This window comes from Legionella nigrisilvae, assembly GCF_977063395.2.
Genome location: NZ_CDRUGZ020000023.1, coordinates 89,937 through 111,116, shown reverse-complemented (window position 1 = coordinate 111,116; position 21,180 = coordinate 89,937). Strand labels below are relative to the sequence as shown.

Below are 21,180 nucleotides of genomic sequence, written 5' to 3'. Positions count from 1 at the left end.
CATGAATAAAAATAGGGATGTTGATTCCAGTAATTTGCGATATATCTGTTGGTTGTTGATATTAAGTTTAAGTGCAATATTCTTAACTTGCCGCTTAGGGTACTATTATCTATCCGATGCAGAGCGGTTTCCAATTACCACAATTAAAGTCGCTGCAAATTATGAACATGTGACGCATAAAGAGCTCGAAGGGGTATTATCAAAACACTTGAATAATAGTTTTTTTACTTTATCAATTAGTGCGTTACAGAACGAATTGAATGAACTGGGGTGGATCGATACTGCATCGGTTGAGCGTGTTTGGCCCGACACATTGAAAATAAGACTTGTTGAAAAAAAACCCGTTGCAATTTGGGATAATGCCCTGATGACAGAGGACGGCAGATTATTTAATGAAGGTGCGGTTCCAGAGGGTCTAAGCTTGCCAAAATTAAAAGGACCACTATCTCAACAAGAAGAAGTCTTACAAGTTTACGAAAAATTGAGTAAGATATTGTCAATGTACGGTTTAAACCCTACTGGACTGCATCTAAGAGAGAACCAATCCTGGGTATTACTTTTAGGCAATGATATAAAAATATATTTGGGAAAGAAAGAGTTAGAGGAACGATTGCAGCGTTTTTGTAAAGCATATCCAGCAGTGTTTGCTGAAAAAATTGAGCAATTGTCTAGCGTGGACTTGCGTTATCCACGTGGTATGGCGGTGCAGTGGAAACAACAAACGGAACGATAATGGCAAAAAAAATAGAAAAAGATATTATCACTGGATTGGATATTGGAACTTCAAAAGTAATTGCATTAATTGGAGAGGTCACAGCTGATGGTGCAATAGAAATTATCGGAATAGGTCGTCATCCCTCACGTGGTTTAAAACGTGGTGTTGTGGTTGATATAGAGGCTACTGTGAACTCTATTCAGCGAGCGGTTCAAGAAGCTGAACTTATGGCTGGATGTGAAGTGAGAACGGTTTATGCAGGAATTGCCGGTAGCCATATTCGCAGTTTAAATTCACATGGCATCGTTGCAATTCGAGATAAAGAAGTTTCCCAGGCTGATGTAGAACGTGTGATTGATGCCGCAAAAGCTGTAGCAATTCCTGCAGATCAAAAGATTCTGCACGTTTTGCCGCAGGAATTTATCATCGATCAACAAGGCAGCATCCGCGAACCTATAGGAATGTCGGGCGTACGACTTGAATCGCGAGTACATATTGTTACTGGTTCAGTAAGTGCTGCGCAAAATATAGTTAAGTGTGTGCGACGTTGTGGTTTAGAGGTAAATGATATTATTCTGGAGCAATTGGCTTCAAGCCATGCCGTTTTGACCGAAGATGAAAAAGACCTTGGTGTGTGCTTGATAGATATTGGTGGTGGAACTACCGATATTGCTATATTTTGTGAAGGGGCGATTCAACATACCGCCGTCATTCCCATTGCGGGGGATCAAGTGACGAATGATATAGCAATGGCATTACGGACACCCACAAAAGCAGCAGAATCCATTAAACTGAATCATGCGTGCGCTTTAACTGAATTAGCAAATTCAGATCTCATGTTAGAAGTTACAAGCGTTAGTGACAGGCCAGGAAGAAAGATATCAGCTAAAACTCTTTCTGATGTAGTTGCGGCGCGTTATGAAGAGTTATTTACTCTAGTACGCAATGAATTACGACGTAGTGGTTTTGAAGATAGAATGGCTGCGGGCATTGTTCTCACTGGTGGTGCTGCTAATGTTAGAGGCGGTATTGAACTTGCAGAACTTTGTTTTGAGATGCCTGTAAGAAAAGGTTGCGCTCATCATGTTTCTGGATTGGCTGAAGCAACAGAAAATCCTTCATTTGCAACAGGGGTAGGTTTGTTGTTGCAAGGATACCAACAACAGTATGTATCAAACTACAAGGTACCCACAATGAATGATAATACGCAAAGTTTATGGGCCCGTATGAAAGAATGGTTTCAGGGTAATTTTTAGGTTACAACTAACGTATATAACTAAATCGGTAATGAGCAATTTAAGGGTTCATGCCGTATTTTGTTGAAAGATTAAACATATGAGGGGAGCAGGTTATGTTTGAATTAATGGAAGGCCAACACCAAGATAATAATGCTGTTATTAAAGTAGTAGGTGTTGGCGGTGGTGGTGGTAATGCCGTCCAACATATGGTTGCAGAAAATATTGATGGAGTTGAGTTTATTTGTGCGAATACTGACGCACAAGCTCTGAGAGGCTCAAATGCAAAAATACATATTCAACTAGGTGACGAACTGACTAAAGGCTTGGGTGCAGGTGCAAACCCACAAATAGGTCGCGAGGCAGCCGAAGAAGATAGAGATCATATCCGTGAAATCTTAAGTGGTGCAGATATGGTATTCATTACCGCAGGCATGGGAGGTGGAACTGGTACAGGGGCGGCTCCGGTTTTCGCAGAAATTGCTAAAGAACTAGGTATTTTAACTGTAGCAGTCGTTACTAAACCATTTTCTTTTGAAGGTAAGCAACGCGCATTGGCTGCAGAGGATGGAATCCGTCGCTTAGCAGAACATGTGGATTCATTAATCACCATACCGAATAATAAATTACTCAGTGTTTTGGGAAAAAACATCAGTCTTCTTAATGCGTTCAAGGCAGCAAATAATGTCTTACTTGGTGCAGTAAAAGGAATTTCTGATTTAATTACTCGTCCGGGTCTGATTAACGTTGATTTTGCAGACGTACGTACAGTGATGTCGGAAATGGGTATGGCTATGATGGGTACTGGTAGTGCCGTAGGTGAACAAAGAGCACGTCAAGCTGCAGAAGCAGCCATTGCATCTCCATTATTAGAGGATGTAAACTTCTCTGGCGCACGAGGAATTTTGGTCAATATTACTGCTGGTCTTGACATGTCAATAGGTGAGTTTGAAGAAGTCGGGGATGTAGTTAAAGAATTCATTTCTGATGATGCAACAGTGGTAGTTGGAACAGTAATTGATCCAGACATGACCGATGAAATGCGCGTAACAGTGATTGTAACTGGGTTAGGCGATGGACGACAACGCCACCAACAATCCCAACCCCAATCTCATCGTGCACGTTTGCTTGAAACAACGCGCAGTGATGGCTCTTTGGATTATCAACAATTAGATAGACCCGCTGTAGTTCGCAAACAAGCTCAATCAGGTATGTCCTCGGGCGCAAAACATAATGGCGACAGCATTCCAGATGTAGATTATCTTGATATTCCAGCATTTTTACGCCGGCAAGAAGAGGCATAATTATACGTTACATCCCTTCATCTGCAGCAGCGTAGATGAAGGGCCGTTTAATTTTTTGATAAAAAATAATTAGACTAAATATTAAAATATTGATACGATCACTAGGTTTTGCGTGCAAAATAAAAAATTTAAAAACGATATATGAGGAACAAGGTGAGCACTGAATGACAAAACAAAGAACTCCTAAAAAGGTGATCCAGGCAACTGGTGTAGGATTGCATTCCGGTGAAAAAGTGCTGTTAACCTTGAGACCTGCCCCTGTTAATACAGGCATAGTTTTTAGACGGGTGGATCTTTCTCCCGTAGTGGAAATACCTGCGTCATATGAAAACGTGGGCGATACTATGTTATGCACCACATTACACCATGGAGCAGTAAAAATTGCTACTGTGGAACATTTGCTATCGGCATTAGCAGGATTAGGAATAGATAATGCGTATATTGATGTGAATGCTCCAGAGTTACCCATTATGGATGGTAGTGCGGCTCCTTTTGTATTCTTGATCCAATCAGCAGGAATACGTGAACAAAACGCACCTAAAAAATACATTCGTATTCTTAAACCCATTCGGGTAGAGGACAATGGAAAATACGTTCAATTTTATCCTTATGATGGGTATAAAATTGCGTTCACCATTGACTTTGATCATCCAGCGTTCAATGATAAGCCACAAACTGTAAGTTTTGATTTCTCAACAACTTCCTATGTGAAAGAGGTATGTAGAGCACGTACTTTTGGATTCCTATCCGACTATGAGAAATTAAGGGAATGTGATTTAGCAAAAGGCGGAAGCTTGGATAATGCAATAGTTGTCGATGATTATCGCGTTCTCAACGACGATGGACTTCGTTTTGAATCAGAATTTGTTTCTCATAAGGTATTGGATGCGATTGGCGACCTATACTTGTTAGGTTCTAGTTTGATTGGTGCATTTGAAGGGTACAAATCTGGTCATGAACTCAATAATAGATTGTTGCGTGAGCTAATGATAAGACAAGACGCTTGGGAATATACTTATTTTGATAAAGAAGAATATCTCCCTACAATGCACACTGAATTTTATCCTGTCGAAGCGTAGGAATGTAGCCTGGGGAAGACAATGTTCGTAACCCAGGAAAACAGAACCGCATATGTCCCCTGGTTATGATTTGCCTCCTCCTGGCTACGTTTTCGGATTCCTAGTGAATTAACATAAATGTTGGCAAGGGAGCGTTGTAGCATGAAACTAAATATTAGTCTTTTTACTTTTGCTTTGTTATGCAGTACTTCAATATATTCTACCAGCACTGAAGAAACGCCCAAGACAAATGCTGAACAAGCACTGCACATGGATTGGTTGGATACCACTGTCTCACCCAGTAAAGATTTTTATGCTTATGCAGTGGGCAACTGGAAAAAAAACAATCCCATTCCTCCTGATTATTCGAGTTGGGGAAGCTTTAATCTGATTAATGAGAAAGTGCAAAATATCATTCATCACATGCTAATCGATGCTGCTAAAAATACAAATGCAAAACAAGGTAGCATAGAGCAAAAAGTGGGTGACTTTTATTTTAGCGGGATGGATGAAGCTAGCATTAATCAATTGGGTATTAAACCCTTGCAACCAGAATTTGATCGCATTAATCATTTAAAAACTTTAACTGATCTACAAAATGAAATAGCTCATTTGCATCAAATTGGAGTTGATGTTTTTTTCAATTTCGGCAGCATGCAAGATTTTAAAAACAGTAAGGATATGATAGCTGCGGCCATGCAGGGCGGATTAGGATTGCCCGATCGCGATTATTATTTAAAAGATGATCCTAAATTTAAACAAATTCGAGAGGCTTATATAAACCATATACGCAAAATGTTTGAGCTCTTAGGTGATTCTCCTGATAAAGCAGCTGCTGAAGCCATGATCGTAATGAAGTTAGAAACACAAATGGCCAAGGCTTCTATGTCCCAGATAGAACAACGAGATCCTCATGCGGTGTATCATATTATGGATAGGGCCCAACTTGCTCAAGTTACACCCAATTTTTCCTGGCCAGCGTATTTTTCAGCTATGGGACTTGCCCAAATCAAAAGTATTAATTTAGCAATGCCTGGTTTTTTTAAGGATATGAACAATCAATTAAAAACGGTCTCTTTAGATGATTGGAAAACATATTTGCGTTGGCATTTAATTGATGCCTTTGCTTCGTATTTGTCTGCACCTTTTGTAGATCAAAATTTTAAAATGGTTTCGGTTCTTACGGGGGCTGAGAAAATACTGCCACGGTGGAAACGAGTTGTTGCTACTGAAAATGGGGCCTTGGGTTTTGCTATAGGTAAAATGTATGTGGACCGCTATTTTTCTCCCGAAGATAAAAAACAAGCATTGGATATACTTAAAAATATTCGCACAGTCCTTCAAGAAGACATTAGCACGCTATCTTGGATGACTCCTGCAACTCGTGAAGCAGCATTGAAAAAACTTGCAATGATGGAAGAACGAGTAGGTTACCCCTCCAAGTGGAGAGATTACTCTAAATTGGTCATTAATAGAGGGCCATACGTTTTAAATGTAATTCGTGCTAATGAATTTTTGACGAAGCGTGATCTTAACAAAATTGGTAAGCCTATAGATAGAACCGAATGGGTCATGACACCACAAACCATCAATGCGTATTATGATCCTTCGATGAACAATTTAAATATTCCAGCAGGGATTCTTCAATCACCGTTTTTTGACCCTAATGCACCAGCTGCTGTAAATTATGGAGCAATTGGTTTTGTAATGGGACATGAAATGACTCATGGGTTTGATGATCAAGGTGCACAATTTGATGGCCATGGTAACTTACAAAATTGGTGGACCCCGAGTGATTTAGAAAAATTCAAGGCTGCAACCCAATGTATTGTGAACCAGTTCTCTCAATATACCGTAGAGGATAATTTACATGTCCAAGGAAAATTGGTTGTAGGAGAAGCTGCGGCAGACTTAGGGGGAATTACATTAGCCTATAGAGCGTTTAAGCATTCGGATGCTTATAAAAATGCGCCTACAATTGGCGGTTTGACACCGGATCAACAATTTTTTATCGCAACAGCACATGTTTGGGCGATGAACATTCGACCACAACAACTGCGTAATCAGGTCACTACCGATCCCCATCCTCCAGCACAATATAGAGTAAATGGAAGCTTAGCGAATATTCCTCAATTTCAGGAAGCGTTCCATATTCCTAACGACAGCCCCATGGTGAATAAGAACCGCTGTGTAATTTGGTAAATATTTTGGCACAATCTCCTGAATTCTCAGAAGATTGTGCCGTATGCTGTAGATATAAAAAATAATTAAATTGCTTCCATTGTGAACATTGGTTAGACTTTCTGCACTGTATACAATTTATTGTGGAGATAATGATGACTAAAGAAGAAATGATTTGTCGTATCATACGATATGTAACCCAAAAACCAAGCACCAAAAAAGCGTGTTGTGGATGATTGGTTTGTCCGAGCTACTGGGTTATAAAAATAATACAGTAGTGAAGCATTTTTGCTCTCATCATCCGGACTTTTCTGAGCCTGAAGGCCAGGCTTTATTCGCTGATTTATTGGCTTGGATGTGGTTAAATGTGCACAGGGCAAAACAAGGTAAAAAAACCTACCTTTTTGGCCCTTTGCTTATTCTTGATGAACTGTGGCACACCTTTATTCTTCATACCCGAGATTATGTCGATTTTTCAATGCGCTTTTTTGATTGCTATTTTCATCATGATGTTGAGCCAAGTGGGCAAGAACATGTTATGGAAGAAGTAGAACTGACTGATTATCTACAAGATTGTTTTGCTTATCTTGGATCGGAATGGGTAAGCCGTCGTTTTGCAACTGCGTTGGCTGAAACAAATAATTTTTATCAATTATGAGTATTTGTAGGTGGATAGGTGAAGCGCGATCTGGAATTTTATAGAGATAAATAAACCAAACCGTTTTCACTTCGTTGGCCTTAGGATGCAATAACAAGTTAATTTTATTCTATGGATGCATACAAACTTTTTTGACTGCATTTTAATTATATGTATCTAATTATCACCATGCGCTAAATGCAATAACGCCTTTTGTAACGGTTCATAATTACACTGCTGACTTTCGCTAATTATAATTTCCTTAGCTTTTTTTGATAATGAATGTTTGGACGGGGATGTTTTTTCGTACTCAATCAGGGGTTCAATAACCGTCACCTTAATTGAAGAAAGTTGATACATACCGGCTTCTTTGCGTAATTTATCCCGCAATTCAGGAATCGCATACCGTAATTGTGTTGCCCAGGCAGCGTCAGTTGTTGTTAATAGCAAACAACCTTTATTAAAACTGCCAACTTGACATTGATTTGCTAAAACATCCGGAAGCATAAGCTTTATTTTATTCGCGAGCTCTTCTAATTGAACAGAGCGTTGACATAGGTCAGCAAGTTGTTTATTGAGGCAACGACTGATAGAGCGCATTTTTTGAGTCTAAATAAAAAAATGTAAGAGAGTTAGTATATACTCCGTAAGAAGTATAGAATAGTAAATTCGAGCTAAATGCAATATTATAATTTTTCAGTAGACTTTCAGGATTATAGGTGAATCAATGTTTGAGAAGCCCTACGACACTAATGTTATTTATTTTACCCGCATGCATTGGATTATATTTTTTTGGCCAGTTGTTGCGTTATGTGCCGCTTTAATCATTGTTAATTATGTGGAAATCGATTTTTTACATAAACTTGGATACGGGTTTGCTGCGCTATCCTTGTTATGGATTGGCATAACTTGGATGACCTATTATTTTTCTTCGCTCACAATCAAGAAAAATCACGTGATTATACGCACTGGCGTCGTTGTGAGACAAACAATTGATATTCCATTAAGCAAAATCGAAGCGATCGACATCCGTCAATCTATTATGGGCAGCCTTTTGGGTTATGGGATGATTAGCATCACGGGTACGGGTGGGACTCGTCGTATTATTAATTTTTTGCATAATCCTTTGACCTGCAGACGTTATATTGAACAGCTAATGGGTGAGTTGCATCGCAATGATTAACCCTCATAACCTGCCCACAAGAAGTCCAGATTTTTGGGGCCAGGATTCTGGGTTAAGAATCAAACCTTAACCCAGAGTGCAATTTAATCGAATCAAATTCTTGCTAAAAGTTCGGCTTTTGTTTTTTCATCAACAAAAGCAGCTTCTATGGACATACGCGTTATTGCATTCATTGTTTCATCGCTGTAGTTATATGACTTTTGTACGCGTTGATACTCCTGACCTAAAGTAGTACTCATAAAGGGTGGATCGTCTGAATTGATACTAATTTTAATGCCCGCATCATAAAATTTTGGCAAGGGGTGATTATTCATATCTCTAAATAAGCCCAAAAAGATATTACTGGTGGGGCAAATTTCTAATGTGATATTCCTTTCTTTTACCATTGCCATGGTATCTGGTGAATAAATGGAATTAACCCCATGTCCAATACGTTGGATGGGTAGATTTTCCATTGCCTCAACCATACCGTCCGCAGGAGCAAATTCTCCGGCATGAACGGTGCATTGTAACCCTGCATCCGCCGCAATATGGTACGCCTTACTGAATAGTTTAGGAGGAAATTTCGCTTCATCCCCGCCTAAACCAAAGCCGGTGACACAAGGAAATCTATCTTTATGAGTTTGTTTTGCAACATGCTCTACTGCTTCCACTCCAAAATGACGCACGGCAGTAATTAAAATACGTCCTACGATATTGAATTGATCTTTAGCATCGTCAATTGCTTGTTGGATTGCTGACAGATGTTCTGCGGAAGGAATTTTACTGGATAGTTCTGCGTGGTCAGGTGAATACATCATTTCTATATAAATTGCATCTTCTTGGGCGCGAGCTCGTAAATAGTCAAAGGTGATATCATAATAATCTTGAGGATATCGAATTACCGAGGCCAACGTATCATACACCTTTAAGAAATCGAGAAAGTCTTTAGATAAATAGCTTTTTCCATCAGGGGCAACCAGGCCTTCAGGCAGAGCTAATTTATTCCGTGCAGCCAGCTTTGCGGCTAATCCAGGAGTGATGCTACCTTCCAAATGGACGTGTAACTCCGCTTTCTTTAAACTCATCCCTCGCTCCTAATTTTTTAAAAAGTTAGAGTAATGGTAACTTAGATAAAAAAGCTATAAAATACCTGGTTTAAATTATTGTTATTTGGATTGGTTATGAATTCCGATGATATAGATAAAGCTTATGTTAGTCCTTATGATAAATTTTTCTTTGAATTTGATGCAACTCATAATAAATCTGCATCTCAAGTAAAAGAAATTAACAAGCACAAGCGTATTTTTATGATGCGTGATAATAAAGATTATGTTAATGAAAAAGGTGAGATCTGGGAAGAATTTTAATCGTTGCTTAGCTTAGCAATCAAAATTTTTCCTCAGATGTTTTTATACCCTTATATGCTTATAAATCGTTGATACACCATTCTCTCAGGAGGTCTAAGGGGAGAGCTTCTTTTCTACATCAAGAAGGGATGTACAATTAGCCATTGTAGTCTGGGTGAAGGCCTAAGCTGAAACCCGGGACTCTTCATCCAGATTTTGCGTTGCTACACCGGCCTACACACACTTATTAGCCCAAAAAGAAATGTAATGCTTTGTAAGCTAGAATCGTCAGAATAGATGCGGCAGGTAATGTTAAAACCCATGACATAAAGATGTTACGGATTACAATCAGATTCAACGCACCGATACCTCGTGCCAAACCCACTCCAAGAACAGCGCCTACTAATGTTTGCGTTGCTGAAACGGGAATACCTGTACTTGTTGCTACTACTACAGTAGTTGCGGCTGAAAGCGTTGCTGCAAAGGCGCGACTAGGAGTCAGAGCGGTGATTGCGCTACCTACGGTTTCAATGACTTTTCTACCGTACATAAGCAGGCCTGTAACTACACCCACACAACCTAATAAGATAATCCATGCGGGGTAATTATTGGCATTAAAAACTTGATGTGAACTCATGATCAAGCTGTAAATGATGGAAAGGGGGCCCACTGCTAAGGCTACGTCATTGGATCCATGTGCAAAAGCCATCGCACAAGCAGTCATCGCCATAAGTACAGCAAAATATTTTTCTACTTGGATAAATCGTTCTCTACGTCTTATTCTTGGGTGCTCCGGAATGCGTTTAATAATTATCATTCCAATAATTGTGATAATAATACTCGTTGCTAAAGTAACCGCTAAATTTTGCTTGAAATTCAGATGAATATGAAAATGATTCAGCCCTTTAAATACGGTAATAAATGACAAAATAGAGCCAATGAGGAACAGATAAATAGGAATATATAATTTAGCTTTGGTTAGTGGGTTACTTTTAACAAAAATAGTTTGTTGAATACTCGTAAATAATATAAATGCAGTAATTCCCGAAATCATCGGGGAGGTAATCCAACTTATGGCAATACGACTTACTTGATTCCAATGAATTGCTTGGGGTCCTAGCACTATCGTGCCAAAACCTACCATGGAACCCACTAAGGCATTAGTAATAGAAACAGGAACTCCAAGATAGCTCGCGAGATTCATCCAGATAGTACAAGCTAATAAAACACCCAACATTCCTTCTATAAGGATCAAGGGCTGTCCAGAAAGTTCGCTGGAGTTAATAATTCCATCACGCATTGTCTCGGTAACACCAGTTCCACCTAAAAATGCACCAGCAAATTCAAAAATTATGGCGATTAGCATTGCTTGCTTGACGGTAACGGCTTTTGAGCCCATGGTAGTGCTCATGACATTGGCTAAATCATTGGCACCGACACCCCAAGTCATCAAAAAACACAAAATGACTGCTACAAGAAGATATATAATTGAATAATCCATAGAACTTGACTACCGCGCGATTAGAATTTGAAGACGACTGCCCACATGTTGAGCGCCATCGGCTAAATCATCAATCCATTGGACCAATTTGTAGAGAAAAATCGCATCAATTGCAGATAAATCTTTTTCGATTTCAAAAATACGATGTCGAATATCTGCTAGACGTTCATCACTGTCATGTTCAATCTCATAAAGAGTTAAGATCATTTCCTCAACGATCTTTACTTCTGAGCCCCTGAAACCTGTCTCTAGTAATTCATCTAATTCATTAATTGCTTTACAAGCCTGCTTTGATGCGTCAAGACAACGACTTAAAAAAGGCATAAAAATGGAAACTATTGCTGCTGGGATAGTCATTTGTCTACTAATGATGAGTATTGCAATATCTTCCGTCTTATTCGCTATGAAATCTTGAGCACTAAGCAACTCAAGCAGATCAGTACGAGAAACAGGAAGGAATAGTCCAGTAGGCAAATGAAGACGTAGATCCCGTTTGATTAAATCAGCTTCTTTTTCAAGAGAAATTATTTTTTCTTTTATTCTATTCGCGGTCGTCCAGTCTTTTTTAAGGACGGCTTCAAAAAATGGGTAGAGCTGTTTGGCACATTGGTGCACTTTTCGCATGTGTTGTTCTATCGGTCTAATTGGTGAAGGACCAAACATATTAAATATGCTACCCATTATATTCGCATCTCTTAGGCAAATTTTTGAGAAGTATACCCAAACTTTTTCAGGAACAAAACAATTGAATTGCAGTTCACCAAATTTTTCGGTTTATTCTTTGTTTTTTTAAATAAAAAAAATAAAAATATTTTCAATTTGCTGCAATGATTTTTTATATTGGTCTACAATTGAAAATACTAGGGTTTACCACAATACTTTTTTTTTTAATAAAATCGATGAAATAGGAACGGGACAAGGAGCTCAGGATGAAGCGATTTTGGCTAATAGGATTATTGTTGTTAGCACATAGCGTATGTTCCGAAACAATTACTAAGGTAATTGAATTGCATTATGTTCCTGCCCAAAAAGTTATTCAGTTAGTGCAACCTATGCTGCAAACTGGAGAAAAAATAAGTGGTTCTGATCAAACCTTAGTTGTTCAGGTTTCTCCGCAAACATTAACCCAAATTAGAACGATATTACATCAAATCGATGTACCTCCAGTAACATTTAATATTTCTATTTATCAAGGTGACCCAAATTGGCTTAGTGCACAAAATGAAAATTCGGTAACCTATAGTACGAAATCTCCTGCTGAAGTGAAGCGGACCCAATCGGTTAAAGTTATGAATGGAGAATCAGCTTTCGTATCTACCGATCAAGAAGTACCCATCGTTACTGCTGTAGGGGCGGGTTTTTTCACAGGAATCGAGTATCAACAACATCAAATCAAAAATGGTTTATTAGTACAGCCCATTATGCGTGGATCACAGGTCGAATTGAAGCTACGCCGGGTGCGTGAACAACAAAATCCGGCTGGGGGACAACAATTTGATGATCAAAATATAGATACAACATTGATGGTACCACTCAATAAGTGGGTTTCTTTGGGAAGCCCAGAAGGAACAAAGGATACGGATTCCTCTTCGGTTTCATATACAGCAGGAAGGCCATTTTCTCAACAAGCAACACTTTATGTAAAAGTTTCAGTCGCGGATAATCTTTAAATAATTGAATAAAAAACGAGCAACTGGTGTATAATTATAAATAGAAGCAGCTAAATAAACCGACCTTTATGGAGGGCTCATGGCAATTATAAGCTCCTTGGCTAATCACTTGCTGATCGCGATGCCTTCCCTCAATGATCCTAATTTTGAACGAACTGTTATTTATGTTTGTGAACACCATGAACAAGGCTCGGTAGGCTTGATTATAAATCGTCCAATGCAATTTCCGTTGTCTATTGTTTTTGAACAATTACATATTGAACCGGTCCGTATGGAGCAAAGCCATTTACCCTTAATGTTTGGCGGACCAGTACAACCGGAGAGAGGATTTGTTATTCATAAACAATTGGGTGGTTGGCGTTCTAGTTTGTTTTTGCAAGATGAGGTGACGGTAACCACATCTAATGATATTATTCGCGCCATTGCAGAGGACAAAGGACCTAAAGATGTTCTAATAACTTTAGGTTATGCTGGCTGGGTAGAGCATCAACTAGAAAAAGAGATTCTTGAGAATACATGGTTAGTTTGCCCCTACCGCTCCGAAATTCTGTATGAGGTGCCCTTCGAAGATCGTTGGGAGTATGCGGGATCCACTTTAGGGGTCAAAATGAGTCAACTGAGTTCATATATCGGCCATGCCTAGTCCTGTTTTCATAGGTTTTGATTTTGGTTATAAACGCATTGGTGTTGCAGTAGGACAACAGCTCACGTGTAGTGCTTCTCCTCTTTCAACGCTTAATGCTCGAATAGGTGTTCCTGATTGGAGTGCAGTCGCCAAATTGATTACGGAATGGTCACCTCAAGGATTAATTGTTGGGATTCCCACGTGTATTGATGGCAGTGAATTATATACAACATCTGCCGCACGTCGATTCGCCAAAGAATTGCGCAAGCGATTTTCTTTGCCGGTTCATTTAGTTGATGAACGACTCTCTACGGTGGAAGCCAGGGAGCAATTGTTTGCACAGGGTGGATATCGTAAAATCAAACAATCTGAGGTAGATAGTATAGCGGCTTGTGTTATACTTGAGCAATGGTTACAACATCCTGAATAGGGCTGTTCCTTTCTCCTATCTTGGCTTATCTGATAAGGTGTTTAAAATCAGAGCGTTGAGTTCCATCTTGCGAAATGAGGAAGACCCTAGACCCTGGGAGTTAAGTTAAAAAGATAAGGGTTTTATGAATCATTTTTTAGAAATTAGTCAATTATCACGACAACAGATTGAGTCTTTACTCCAACGCGCGGTTTATTTCAAAAATCATAACTCATCCCAATATCCTTCCTATGCACAACATACTGTTGCGAATTTGTTTTATGAAAACAGTACTCGCACTCGGGTGAGTTTTGAATTGGCTGCCCAGCGTTTATCGATGCCAGTAATCAATTTAGACTTACAAAGCTCTTCTGAAACTAAGGGAGAGATTATTGAAGATACAATCCGTACCTTGGCTGCAATGGGAATTCAGTATTTTGTAATTCGTCATTCACAAGAGGGTTTACAACAAAGTTTAGTAAATCAAATTGGAAATAGTGTCCATATAATAAACGCTGGGGATGGTACCCATGCTCATCCAAGTCAGGCTTTGCTGGATATGATGACGATCCTTGAACAAAAACCACGGTTGGATCAATTAAAAATAGCTATTTTGGGAAATATTAGACACTCACGTGTAGCGAATTCCTTTCAATGGATTTGTGCACAACTGGGTGTAGGTGAGCTTGTTTTGGTTGCGCCGGAACTATGGCAGCCAAAGAGCTTGCATTATGGGCGGGTTACTCACGATCTACGCGATGGATTAACTAATGCTGATGTCGTGATTTGTTTGCGGGTTCAACGCGAGCGTTTATTGGAGTCAGATCATTTGGATCTGGATTCTTATCGACGTGATTTTGCGTTAACCAAGGGAAGTCTAGCATATACTCGTCCGGATGTAATGGTGATGCACCCGGGACCTATAAATCGTGGTGTTGAAATAGACAGTGATGTGGCCGATGGGCCGAACTCTTTTATATTAAATCAAGTTGCTAATGGGGTTTTCGTACGGATGGCAATTTTTGATGCCTTATGTAATCAAAGGTAGTATTTTGATAAGTCACAGAGGACGTGCTATTTAATAAGAAAAAATTCAAGGAAATATATTGGATGAGTCGCTACCAAAAAATAGGCATTCTCCTGCTGTTGAGCTTCTATTGTTTGCTCTCCTTCTTCATTTTTATGCGTTATCAAAAAAGTGATTTCTCATCTCTTTATTATTCGTGTCAAGCAGTATTACAAGGAGAAAATCCTTATATAAATTTTTCTATAATGTATATGTCTTCCTTAAAGATGTTACCTGCCAATGTAAATCCACCATTTGTTGTGTGGAGCTTTAGCTTTTTGGCGAAGTTAAGTTACTTAAATGGATTAGTTGTATGGTTTTGTCTTTCTCTTGTTTTGGGAGTAATTGGCACACGGATTGCGTTTTATTATGCCTTCTCTTCTCAATTTTTCCAAAAAAATCATATCAATTTATATCTACTTTATTTCGCATTTTTTCCGACATTAATGAATTTTGTAACACAGCAATTTGGTGGTGTTTTATTGTTTTTCCTCATGCTGGGTTATTATTTTTATTGGAATCATCGCGATTATTTTGCAGGTATATTATGGGGCATTATTATTGCAATTAAATTGTTTCCCGCACTGTTATTTTTCTACGTTTTAAAACAAGGCCGGAAGCGAGTTTTTGTGACGATGTTACTGGTTTTCTTAGTGGCTTCGTTTTTACCTGCTGTATTAAAAGGACCAATGCTTTATCAACAATATTTCAAAATGATGACGGGCGTATTTTGGTATGGGGATGGTTGGAATGCTTCCATTTATGGTTTCATTTATCGTCTTTTTTTTGGAGGTGAAATAATTCCTAATAAGTCCTACTTAATACCCATTAATATATTGTATGCAGTGTTGCTTTTAATTTTGTTCCTGTGGTACTGGAGAAAGTTAGGTCCCACTGAAAATGATCCAATAAATCATCAACCTTTTTGTTTGACATTGGCTATGATGTTACTTATGAGTCCTTTAGGTTGGTCTTATTATTTTCCTTTATTGATTTTCCCCCTAATCCTTACTTGGTTTTCGGCCTTAGAGGAACAAAATAATGCGACCAAAACAATGTTTATTTGGCTGGTAAGTTTTTTCCTTATCAATTTGCCTATTGATAATATGAATAGCCAAGACATGTCCAATTACCTAGTTCGAATAAGTTATGCTTCTTATTGTTTTTATGGACTACTTCTTTTAACTTATCTTTTAACTCAAAGAAAAAAAATCTATGGCAATAATGAACTTCAGTCTGATGGGACGAAGTATTACTCCATGTCTATCCTAACTGGCATTTTTATATTTGGGCTGTTCATCCCAGTGCTATTTTATCTTCTACGCGCATTTACCCTTGCTTTTGATTTATAGCACTTACCCCACTTAGACCGGTTCAAAATGAATGAGACTAGAGTGCACAAGTGGAGTCGAAGAGCATGCACACAGCATAAATGTTGCTGGGAAACTATAGCCCCCTAAAAGGGGCTATGCAGGAGTGCGTAAGGCATGTCTAAAGGATAATGCTTGTTGTAAATGGATTTTAGAAACCAGGATGCTTTGATTCATGTCGGCTATCGTTCGTGCAACTTTCAATAAGCGATGATATCCTCGAGCAGAAAGTTTGAATTGCAGCATCGATTGATGTAAAAAATCTTGTTCTTCAGAACCTAACGCACAAATTTTTTCACAAGTATTAGCGCTTAAATAGGCATTGAGGCAATTTTGTCGTTCTACCTGTATAGTTCGTGCTTGGATAACTTGTTCTCGGATTGATTCACTTTGTTTTAGGGGATTATTATTCGGAGCAACCAATTCTTCCTGAGTTAATGCTTGGACCGTGATATGCATATCAATCCGATCTAATAAAGGTGCTGAAATCTTCGCATGATAACGTTTAATACGATCAGGACTGCATACGCAGTTTGCTTGTGGGTTCCCCCATTGCCCGCAGGGACAAGGATTCATTGCTGCGAGGAACTGGAATTGAGCGGGAAATTCGATTTGTGCAGCGGCTCTGGAAATGCAAACGGTTCCTGATTCAAGCGGTTGTCTTAGAGTTTCTAGAACATGGCGGCTAAATTCAGGTAACTCATCAAGAAACAAAACTCCATGATGTGCTAGAGAGATCTCTCCCGGCTTAGGTGGGTTTCCTCCACCTACTAGAGATGCCGGGGATGCAGTATGATGGGGGGCGCGAAAAGGGGGTGAGCGCCATTGGCTAAAATCAGGTAATTTACCCCGTATGGAATTGATGACCACACATTCTAAGGCCTGTGTTTCAGATAGTGGAGGTAATAAGGTATTAAACCGTTTTGCTAACATCGTTTTACCACTTCCAGGAGCACCACTTAGCAAGATGCTGTGACCACCACATGCTGCAATTTCCATTGCTTTTTTTGCATGAAATTGTCCTTTGATGTCAGACCAATCCATCGTGTCTGGTCTGACGCATGATTCCGGCTTGGGTGGTAACGCGTGTAATGAAGTTCCTTGACAAAGGTAGCTGCATACTTCGCGCAAATTATTAGCACTATAGATGTTTTGATAGCCGGTTAGTGCCGCTTCATGAGCATTTGCACTGGCAATAATAAGTAAACTTTGGCTTTTATGTGCTGCTAAGACCGCAGGAATAATAGCAGAAATCCCTCGAAGCTCTCCACTTAAGGCAAGTTCTGCTATAAATTCATGATCGGCCAATTGATTTTGAGGAATTTGATCTGATGCAGCAAGAATTCCAAGAGCGATGGGTAAATCAAAACCACTCCCAATTTTGGGTAAGTCAGCAGGTCCCAAGTTCACTGTGATTCTGCGGCAGGGGAATTCAAACTGGCTATTAATAATCGCGGAGCGAACTCGATCCTTACTTTCTTTCACTGCGGTTTCGGCCAGTCCCACTATTGTAAATCCAGGCAACCCATTTGATAAATGAACTTCTACTGACACGGGTTGTGCCAATATCCCAACGGTACTACGTGTTTTAGTAAACGCAAGATTCATTGCTTATTCCTTTGATGTTGGACTAATAAAGCGACAAATTTCCTATGCCGCTTAAGCTGCTCTTTTTTATTTTTGATCTTTATTAAGCTGAGTCAGTAACATATCGACTTGCTTTTGAAGGTGTTCTACTTTTTCGCGAGTTCGTGCCAGAACTTTGGTTTGTACATCAAATTCTTCCCGGGTAATAAGTTCCATATGAGAAAAGGCTGCTTGAAGGACTTCTTTAAATTTTTGTTGGATGTCTTTTTCAATGTTTTGTAGACTGGGGGGGAGAGCTGAAAAAAGTTTTTTTGCTAAATCATCAAATTGTTTGGGGTCGAACATAATCACTCCATGTTTGGTTTTGCAAAGAGTCTAACAAAAGTATACACACAGCGGAATATATTATGAAAATGATTATGGCAATTATTAAGCCTTTTAAATTAGATGATGTTCATGAGGCATTAATGGAAATTGGTGTACCAGGAATAACTATTTCGGAAACACGTGGTTTCGGCCGACAAAAAGGCCATACTGAATTGTATCGTGGGGCTGAATATGTAGTGGATTTCCTTCCTAAAATTAAAATTGAACTAGCGCTACCAGACGACATGGTTGAAGCTGCAATCGAAGCAATTTGTAAGTCTGCATATACGGGTAAGATTGGTGATGGCAAAATTTTTGTTTATGAATTGCAACAAGTCGTTCGAGTACGTACTGGGGAAATCAATGCAGATGCCCTAACCTAAACTAGAGTCAGCCACCATACCAATAAATAGCACGTTGGGTTATGACAGCGTTAAGCTGAATATCCCAAGGTTCAGGCTCAAGGTAATCATCGACTCGTTGAAATTGGTAGGCTACGCCAAATAAGGGACAATTCTCTTTGCCTTTGAAGGTTCGATCGTAATAACCCGCACCCATCCCTATACGATTACAGCGTACATCAAAGGCCACCAATGGAACAAAAACTAACTCCAGTTCCTCTACGGCAATTGCTAAATCAGGGCTGACATCCGGCTCCGGAATCCCATAGCGATTCTTTTGAAAAGGAGTATCTGCTGTGGCGGGTAAAAAAGAGAGGGTTAAATCCTCATTTAGAACAGGAAAATAACAAATTTTCCCTTGTAAAAGAGCATTTTTCCATAGCTCATCTAACTCAATTTCCCCGTTTATCGCAAAATAAAGTGCTATTTGCTTGGCTTGGCGATATTGTTCCAGCAAGCGAATGCGGGTACATACTTGAGTTGAAGCCGTGGCGCGATACGAAACAGATATCTTCGAGCGTATTTGTTTCATTGTATCTCTTAAAGCCTTCTTGACGTAATCTGTCATAAGTTATCAATGTGTTGTACTTATTAAATTATCGATTCTTTATTGTAAAAATTCAAGGTATTGAAATCTTCGAAAAAATTTGTCACTCTCAAAATCTTCGTGGAATTGCTATTTTTAAAAAAAAACTAGTCAAGACAAAAAAAATAAGGTATATAAGCCGTCCTGGTTTTTAGATCCTTTTGGGATGGGTATCTAGGTACAATATAACTCATTGAGAGAATGGTATGAGTGATTTGTTTGAAGATGATGAAGATGCTGTTGTAGAAGTCGGAGAAGACTTCGTTGATGTGGACAGCGAATTGGATGTTGAAGCAGAAATTATGGAAAATGTTCCTCGTGGTTTGGATGCACGCAGGCGATTGGAAAATATGTTAGACGAAAAGCGGTTACGGGATGAACTGGACGATTTTGGCGACTATTAAATTCGATTTGTCAGTAATCATTCGTAAGGGAATCAACTGAAGAATTAGGATTAAGTACCGTTTATGATACGAACACGAGTACTCACAGAAGGGGAATGTAATTTTGCATTTCCAATAGATGATCGCATCTTTTTGGGCGAGGGGTTGTTTGAAACGCTCAGAGTAGAGGAAGCGAAGCCATGTTGTGCTTATTTGCATTGGCAGCGATTAACGGATTCGGCACGAAAATTGGACATCCCCTTCGATCTTTCCTTTGAGCACTGGTTAGAGCATCTGCTCCATAAAATTAAGCAAGATAATTTGTATCATGGTGGTATTAAAGCGATTTTAAGTGGGGGTTCTGCCCCTAGAGGCTTGGCAGCACGAGGACAAGTAAGTCAACTTGCATTTCAAGCGTTTAATTATTCTATAGAAACCCATCCACAGCGATTAGTAAGTGCGTCCTGGCTAAGAGATGGAACTAATCCTATATATCAAGTGAAATCAATCAATTATTTAGAGGCGATCCTCGCTCGTCGTCAGGCAATTGCGGCAGTTGCCGATGATGCTTTATTTTTTAACTTGCAACAGCATGCGACAGAAACCACCTGTGCGAACTTATTTGTGATCCACGATAATTGTTTGCTAACACCTCCTGTAACCGATGGGGTGCTTCCTGGCATTACTCGTTCAAGACTTCTACAATGTTCCAAGCAGCAAGGCATAAATTGCATGGAGGTTTCGGTAACCAAAACAATGCTAAGGGAAGCGGATGCTCTTTTTGTAACTAATTCCTTACAAGGGATTCGCCCGATATCCTCTTTGGATGACATTGTTTTTGCAGTAGATCATCCATTACTTAATCAATTATCTTCTTCTCTGCGTTTTGAAAACGAAAGTGATCAAAATGCAATAGCTTGATAATACATATCAGCAATAGAACAAGACCCGCTATTAAAACTACAGGGTGTTTATAAAATACTTCTTGTTTTAAAACCCCCATTCCAGCATAACCTAGATAGGTATAAACAATTTCAGCGGGAATAAGAAAAATAAAAGTAGTGAACAAATAAGGCCGGAATTTAATCGTGGTTATTCCTAGACCATAATTGACTATATTAAACGGAATTATTGGGACTAAGCGAAGAAATGCAACAATCACCCATCCTTTTTGCTCAACCGCAGAAATGAGTTTGCTTAATTTTTTGCCTTTTCTTTGTAAAAACCAATTATAAATCAAGTGTCGGGTAATTAAGAAAGAGAATGCAGCCCCGCTTGTTGCCCCCAATAAATTGAGCAGTGTGCCAAACAAAGGCCCGAAAAGCGCCCCGCCGGCCAGGGTGATCACCATAGTAGGCAAGAACATAATGGTTGCAACGCAATATATTATTAAAAAAAGAATGGGTGCAATCCAGCCAAGATGCTCAATCCAGTTAATGAGTACACTTGAATAATTATGAAAAATAAAGGCAGTCGAAATAAGTGAGATCAAAGCTAAAACAATGAAAATTGTCTTAATAGGATGAGTGAGTCGACTAGACGTTATTTTTGTATGAAATAGATCGGGGTCTGTAA

At 39.2% G+C, this 21,180-nt stretch carries 24 protein-coding genes; 16 read left to right on the top strand and 8 right to left on the bottom strand.

Annotated elements, in window-relative coordinates; genetic code table 11:
• Position 1: 1 nt before the first annotated feature.
• The 6 genes from ACWTE2_RS15555 to ACWTE2_RS15530 all read left to right on the top strand — a co-directional run bounded on the left by ACWTE2_RS15555 (position 2) and on the right by ACWTE2_RS15530 (position 7,151).
• Positions 2 to 733, top strand: a complete 732-nt coding sequence (locus ACWTE2_RS15555) for a cell division protein FtsQ/DivIB (protein WP_454786062.1) — start codon at positions 2 to 4, stop codon at positions 731 to 733.
• The gene (ftsA, locus tag ACWTE2_RS15550) at positions 733 to 1,971 is read left to right on the top strand and encodes a cell division protein FtsA (protein WP_182391521.1); all 1,239 of its coding nucleotides are present in this window, start codon (positions 733 to 735) and stop codon (positions 1,969 to 1,971) included. Before ACWTE2_RS15555 ends, ftsA begins: the two co-directional genes overlap by 1 nt.
• A gap of 95 nt (positions 1,972 to 2,066) precedes the next feature.
• On the top strand, positions 2,067 to 3,254 hold the full coding sequence (gene ftsZ / locus ACWTE2_RS15545) for a cell division protein FtsZ (protein ID WP_182391520.1): 1,188 nt from the start codon (positions 2,067 to 2,069) through the stop codon (positions 3,252 to 3,254).
• Positions 3,255 to 3,418: 164 nt separating this feature from the next.
• Positions 3,419 to 4,333, top strand: a complete 915-nt coding sequence (lpxC, locus tag ACWTE2_RS15540) for a UDP-3-O-acyl-N-acetylglucosamine deacetylase (RefSeq protein WP_182391519.1) — start codon at positions 3,419 to 3,421, stop codon at positions 4,331 to 4,333.
• 141 nt (positions 4,334 to 4,474) lie between these two features.
• Positions 4,475 to 6,514 carry a M13 family metallopeptidase gene (locus tag ACWTE2_RS15535; protein WP_182391518.1) on the top strand — a complete coding sequence of 680 codons (2,040 nt, stop codon included), beginning with the start codon at positions 4,475 to 4,477 and terminating at the stop codon, positions 6,512 to 6,514.
• 211 nt (positions 6,515 to 6,725) lie between these two features.
• The gene (locus ACWTE2_RS15530; RefSeq protein WP_454786061.1) at positions 6,726 to 7,151 is read left to right on the top strand and encodes a glycine-rich domain-containing protein; all 426 of its coding nucleotides are present in this window, start codon (positions 6,726 to 6,728) and stop codon (positions 7,149 to 7,151) included.
• Between the two features lie 156 nt (positions 7,152 to 7,307).
• Here ACWTE2_RS15530 and ACWTE2_RS15525 read toward each other — a convergent pair whose 3' ends face one another.
• Entirely contained in the window at positions 7,308 to 7,730 is a 423-nt protein-coding gene (locus tag ACWTE2_RS15525) for a DciA family protein (RefSeq protein WP_182391517.1), read from the bottom strand.
• A gap of 127 nt (positions 7,731 to 7,857) precedes the next feature.
• On the opposite strand from ACWTE2_RS15525, the gene ACWTE2_RS15520 reads away from it, so the two are divergent.
• Positions 7,858 to 8,313 carry a PH domain-containing protein gene (locus ACWTE2_RS15520; protein ID WP_182391516.1) on the top strand — a complete coding sequence of 152 codons (456 nt, stop codon included), beginning with the start codon at positions 7,858 to 7,860 and terminating at the stop codon, positions 8,311 to 8,313.
• Positions 8,314 to 8,405: 92 nt separating this feature from the next.
• Here the strand turns inward: ACWTE2_RS15520 and ACWTE2_RS15515 are convergent, their stop codons facing one another.
• On the bottom strand, positions 8,406 to 9,380 hold the full coding sequence (locus ACWTE2_RS15515; RefSeq protein ID WP_454786060.1) for an adenosine deaminase: 975 nt from the start codon (positions 9,378 to 9,380) through the stop codon (positions 8,406 to 8,408).
• Between the two features lie 96 nt (positions 9,381 to 9,476).
• On the opposite strand from ACWTE2_RS15515, the gene ACWTE2_RS15510 reads away from it, so the two are divergent.
• Positions 9,477 to 9,662 carry a CBU_0585 family protein gene (locus ACWTE2_RS15510; RefSeq protein WP_182391514.1) on the top strand — a complete coding sequence of 62 codons (186 nt, stop codon included), beginning with the start codon at positions 9,477 to 9,479 and terminating at the stop codon, positions 9,660 to 9,662.
• A gap of 226 nt (positions 9,663 to 9,888) precedes the next feature.
• Here ACWTE2_RS15510 and ACWTE2_RS15505 read toward each other — a convergent pair whose 3' ends face one another.
• Together ACWTE2_RS15505 and ACWTE2_RS15500 are read right to left on the bottom strand one after the other, a co-directional pair.
• A complete protein-coding gene (locus ACWTE2_RS15505; RefSeq protein WP_182391513.1) occupies positions 9,889 to 11,142 on the bottom strand; it encodes an inorganic phosphate transporter in 1,254 nt (417 codons plus the stop codon).
• A 9-nt stretch (positions 11,143 to 11,151) separates the two neighbouring features.
• Complete coding sequence (locus ACWTE2_RS15500; RefSeq protein WP_454786059.1) at positions 11,152 to 11,823, bottom strand: TIGR00153 family protein; 672 nt, start codon at positions 11,821 to 11,823, stop codon at positions 11,152 to 11,154.
• Between the two features lie 248 nt (positions 11,824 to 12,071).
• Here ACWTE2_RS15500 and ACWTE2_RS15495 point away from each other — a divergent pair, with 248 nt between their 5' ends.
• From ACWTE2_RS15495 to ACWTE2_RS15475, 5 genes are all read left to right on the top strand, one after another.
• A complete protein-coding gene (locus ACWTE2_RS15495) occupies positions 12,072 to 12,812 on the top strand; it encodes a type II/III secretion system protein (protein ID WP_454786058.1) in 741 nt (246 codons plus the stop codon).
• Positions 12,813 to 12,891: 79 nt separating this feature from the next.
• A complete protein-coding gene (locus tag ACWTE2_RS15490; protein WP_182391511.1) occupies positions 12,892 to 13,455 on the top strand; it encodes a YqgE/AlgH family protein in 564 nt (187 codons plus the stop codon).
• Positions 13,448 to 13,867 (top strand): Holliday junction resolvase RuvX, encoded by a 420-nt coding sequence (gene ruvX, locus ACWTE2_RS15485; protein WP_182391510.1) that lies wholly within the window; start codon positions 13,448 to 13,450, stop codon positions 13,865 to 13,867. Before ACWTE2_RS15490 ends, ruvX begins: the two co-directional genes overlap by 8 nt.
• A gap of 124 nt (positions 13,868 to 13,991) precedes the next feature.
• Complete coding sequence (locus ACWTE2_RS15480) at positions 13,992 to 14,894, top strand: aspartate carbamoyltransferase catalytic subunit (RefSeq protein ID WP_454786057.1); 903 nt, start codon at positions 13,992 to 13,994, stop codon at positions 14,892 to 14,894.
• A gap of 62 nt (positions 14,895 to 14,956) precedes the next feature.
• The gene (locus ACWTE2_RS15475) at positions 14,957 to 16,264 is read left to right on the top strand and encodes a glycosyltransferase family 87 protein (RefSeq protein WP_454786056.1); all 1,308 of its coding nucleotides are present in this window, start codon (positions 14,957 to 14,959) and stop codon (positions 16,262 to 16,264) included.
• A 114-nt stretch (positions 16,265 to 16,378) separates the two neighbouring features.
• Here the strand turns inward: ACWTE2_RS15475 and ACWTE2_RS15470 are convergent, their stop codons facing one another.
• Positions 16,379 to 17,890 (bottom strand): YifB family Mg chelatase-like AAA ATPase, encoded by a 1,512-nt coding sequence (locus tag ACWTE2_RS15470; RefSeq protein WP_454786055.1) that lies wholly within the window; start codon positions 17,888 to 17,890, stop codon positions 16,379 to 16,381.
• A gap of 66 nt (positions 17,891 to 17,956) precedes the next feature.
• On the bottom strand, positions 17,957 to 18,214 hold the full coding sequence (ubiK, locus tag ACWTE2_RS15465; protein ID WP_182391506.1) for a ubiquinone biosynthesis accessory factor UbiK: 258 nt from the start codon (positions 18,212 to 18,214) through the stop codon (positions 17,957 to 17,959).
• A gap of 62 nt (positions 18,215 to 18,276) precedes the next feature.
• On the opposite strand from ubiK, the gene ACWTE2_RS15460 reads away from it, so the two are divergent.
• Entirely contained in the window at positions 18,277 to 18,618 is a 342-nt protein-coding gene (locus ACWTE2_RS15460) for a P-II family nitrogen regulator (RefSeq protein ID WP_003635241.1), read from the top strand.
• Between the two features lie 7 nt (positions 18,619 to 18,625).
• On the opposite strand, the gene ACWTE2_RS15455 is transcribed toward ACWTE2_RS15460, so the two are convergent.
• Positions 18,626 to 19,204, bottom strand: a complete 579-nt coding sequence (locus ACWTE2_RS15455; protein ID WP_454786054.1) for a 5-formyltetrahydrofolate cyclo-ligase — start codon at positions 19,202 to 19,204, stop codon at positions 18,626 to 18,628.
• A 224-nt stretch (positions 19,205 to 19,428) separates the two neighbouring features.
• On the opposite strand from ACWTE2_RS15455, the gene ACWTE2_RS15450 reads away from it, so the two are divergent.
• Both ACWTE2_RS15450 and ACWTE2_RS15445 read left to right on the top strand, forming a co-directional pair.
• The gene (locus ACWTE2_RS15450; RefSeq protein ID WP_182391504.1) at positions 19,429 to 19,626 is read left to right on the top strand and encodes a PA3496 family putative envelope integrity protein; all 198 of its coding nucleotides are present in this window, start codon (positions 19,429 to 19,431) and stop codon (positions 19,624 to 19,626) included.
• Between the two features lie 63 nt (positions 19,627 to 19,689).
• Positions 19,690 to 20,526 carry an aminotransferase class IV gene (locus tag ACWTE2_RS15445; protein WP_454786053.1) on the top strand — a complete coding sequence of 279 codons (837 nt, stop codon included), beginning with the start codon at positions 19,690 to 19,692 and terminating at the stop codon, positions 20,524 to 20,526.
• Here the strand turns inward: ACWTE2_RS15445 and ACWTE2_RS15440 are convergent.
• Complete coding sequence (locus ACWTE2_RS15440; protein WP_483099551.1) at positions 20,465 to 20,971, bottom strand: TVP38/TMEM64 family protein; 507 nt, start codon at positions 20,969 to 20,971, stop codon at positions 20,465 to 20,467. The two genes, ACWTE2_RS15445 and ACWTE2_RS15440, sit on opposite strands and share 62 nt — an antisense overlap.
• Positions 20,972 to 21,180 lie beyond the last annotated feature (209 nt).